At 61.7% G+C, this 3,006-nt stretch carries 1 protein-coding gene and 1 pseudogene; one reads left to right on the top strand and one right to left on the bottom strand.

The genetic code is table 11. The features are described from left to right. Window positions 1-1,811: 1,811 nt before the first annotated feature. On the bottom strand, window positions 1,812-2,066 hold the full coding sequence (locus tag AAFX91_RS40370; protein WP_394570205.1) for a hypothetical protein: 255 nt from the start codon (window positions 2,064-2,066) through the stop codon (window positions 1,812-1,814). Window positions 2,067-2,509: 443 nt separating this feature from the next. Between AAFX91_RS40370 and AAFX91_RS40375 the strand changes: the two are divergent. After that, window positions 2,510-2,587, top strand: a pseudogene (locus tag AAFX91_RS40375) (hypothetical protein); the annotation flags it as partial. Window positions 2,588-3,006: the final 419 nt, after the last annotated feature.

Consider the following 3,006-nt stretch of genomic DNA (forward strand, 5'->3'; position numbering starts at 1 on the left):
GCTGCCTGCGTCCACGATCTTCGAATCATGGTTGCCCATGGATTCAGAATCCTCAGTCAATTACAACTGTAATGCTAAGGCCTTTCTTCGGCGGACGACCGATGCTGCTGCGTGTGAGAGAATGCACGCTTCGGCCAATTTGGCCCACTCTAATTCTCTAAGCCCGTCAGCTTGTCGAAAGCTGATCCTAGTAGAGTGAGAACTAGAGAGCGACACTATCCGCTCAGGATTGCGAACCGGCCCCAACCGGAGGGGAACATGGACCCACTTAACAATATCAGCCCATTCGACCGAGATCTCGCTACGTACAACGCCACGGTGGCACAACAGCAACAGCAGCAAGCGGAATTTGAGCCGCACTTGGATGAAGTGCCGCAACGCGATGCCGCTCCCGTCGCAGGGGTTCCTGCTCCTCCAGGCTCCTATTATCCGTTGGAGCTCGGGCGCCATAGTGCCCGCGATCCTCATTCCGAAGGCGCCGTCGCCAGACGTCTTGGGGACGCCGCTGCGCAGCAGGACAGCGCGTCGCGGGAAGCTTTGAGATGGTCGGAGGGGCTCACAACGCAAGGTCACGATCAGGGTCTGCTGCGGGGGATCATGGACGAAGCCAGCCCAGCATCGTCTCTCGATCCAACCGTGCGCGATCACCAAGCGCCGGATTTTGGAGAAGCCGTTCGTCAGTTGAACCGGCGCGACGGCTACCAGCCGGCTCCGGACGAGCTGACCGGGAGCGCGGCCAAGAGGCAGAGGACGCTAAGCCATCCGCAAGAGGATGCCATTGCGCGGCAGCTGAGCGAGGCCGGCAATTCAGCCGCGCGCGTGTTGATGGAAGACGCCGGCCCACCGTCGCCTCTCGGGCGAGCTGTCGGCTCGCCAGTGGTCCTTCCTGCGGAAGGTTACGATCCGGATCTGCTGTGGGCGAGGATGGAAGGCGCCGGCCCACCGTCGCCTCTCGGGCGAGCTGTCGGCTCGCCAGTGGTCCTTCCTGCGGAAGGTTACGATCCGGATCTGCTGTGGGCGAGGATGGAAGGCGCCGGCCCATCGTCGTCTCTCGGGCCAACCGCGCGCCATCCTCAGGCCCCGAATTTCGGAGAGGCCGTTCGTCCCTTGAACTTCGGCCACCAGCACGCGCCGGACGAGCTGATCACTGCGCGGGAGGGGAGCAGCCTCCCGCCGAGCCAGGACAGCCGACCGACCAGCTTCGTGATCAACACTGACCGTTACACGGCGCTGTTGGTGCCCGCGGGGCTGATGAGGCAGAGCGCCCCACTCAATCCGCCAGGCGCTGCCATTCGTCTCGGATCTCGACCGGAAAACGCTCCGCAGCCGAGCGCGCGGCCGGGGAATCGGACCTCGCCAGCGCCGCTTGGACACAGGATGGAGCAAGCCGCGCCCGCGTCCGCCAGGGCTGAGGCTATGCCCTCAGCGGTCGGCGAGACTTTTGATGCTTCATTGGCCGTTCCCGAGGACTTTTCCCACGGCACCCAACCCGCGCCGGACATGATGATCTCGAAGCTGGGCCGCTGGGGCCTCTTGCCGGACGCGACGGAGCCGGTAAAGCACTACGACATTCGCGGCGAGCGCTACACCGCCGTCTTGGGGCCGGGAGGACCCAACGACGTTCGGCTCATCCATCACCCTCGAGTTGGTAGTGATGCTGCGCCAGCGGTGCCGGCGAGGGCTCTGTCAGACATCTAGCGCGGTCGTCACTCTCTGGCTGATCTGCCGTCCACACCGCAGAAGCTGCGTGATGACGCTGACTATCGCAATTCCGAGCAATTGTATTGGCTTCTTTGGCGGCATCAGGTGCTTCAGCGGGTCCTGAGCGAGGGTCGAAGATCGCTTGCGGTATGGATGACCGATTGATTGCTCCGGGTGATTAGTTCGCAATCGGAGAACTTCACCCTGAGCGTCGCCGTCCCGCCCCGGGCGCCTGTGGCCTCGCAGTGGTGCGAAACCTTTTCGATGAGCGGCTTCAGTTCCGCTGCCGGAGCATCGTACTCCGCTAGGTCCTCTGAGAAGGTGTTCTCCGCACCGAGGGACTTGCGGATCCGGTTGGCACGCACGGGACGCTCGTCGATGCCGTGGGTATCCAACAGAGTAGCTATCGGCCTTGCCGAAGTTGGCGTTCATGAACTCGAGTGTCTGTTGCGCATGTCCATGCCCGGGAAAATCCCGAGGCGGTTCATCTTGGCGCTTGTCGCCGGCCCGATCTCATGGAATTTCCCGGCGGGGAGATCCTGAACGGAGGTCGGACCCATCTTTGGCGTGGTAAGGAACGATCATGCGGCTTGCGGTGGTGCGAGGCGAGCTTCGCCAGCAACTTGTTGTAGGATGTCGGCCGAGCGGTCAGGCAGTGTCCAAGTGCCAGCGTGAGGCTATGACTAAGCGATAACCCGAAATCGACTAAACGCGACTTTGCAAAGACAAAAGCCTTCGACGAGGTCTTCCCAACGATGCGCAAGGCGCCGCGGCTCAATAAGGCGCCGACGAATAAGCTCGGCTTAGCCCCGTTGTCTTGAATCATTTCAAGGCCGGCGGCCCTAACTGGCAGAGCAAAATTGACGAAGCATTTGTGAAGACTTGACGGAAGCCCGTGGATAGCTGAACGGACGCTCCAGACGAGCGGGGCGTCTCGCGGAGCTTTTTGTTGCATCAGGTCGGCATATGAAATCTTGGGTTCACAATCGGCTGAACATGCTTAACGAAAAAGGCGACCAGCGCTGCTGAATCTGCCAACAGCAGATTCCGGGACGCGCGTAATGCGAGCCCGGAACAACGTGGTAAGAGATTGCAAGAGCAAACAAAAACCCCGGCATTGCTGCCGGGGTTCTCGCGTTTCGTGGTTCACGTGCCGGCGGCTGGATCAGAAGTCCATAACACCCATGCCGCCCCCAGGAGGCATTGCGGGGCCGGCGGCCGGCTTCTTCTGTCGCGCGGCGATCAGGATGGAAGAGCGCGTCAATCAAGGTGAGAGAGTTTCGCCGGGCTCGTGACGCAGGGAGG

Source organism: Bradyrhizobium sp. 31Argb, assembly GCF_043638955.1.
GTDB lineage: Bacteria > Pseudomonadota > Alphaproteobacteria > Rhizobiales > Xanthobacteraceae > Bradyrhizobium.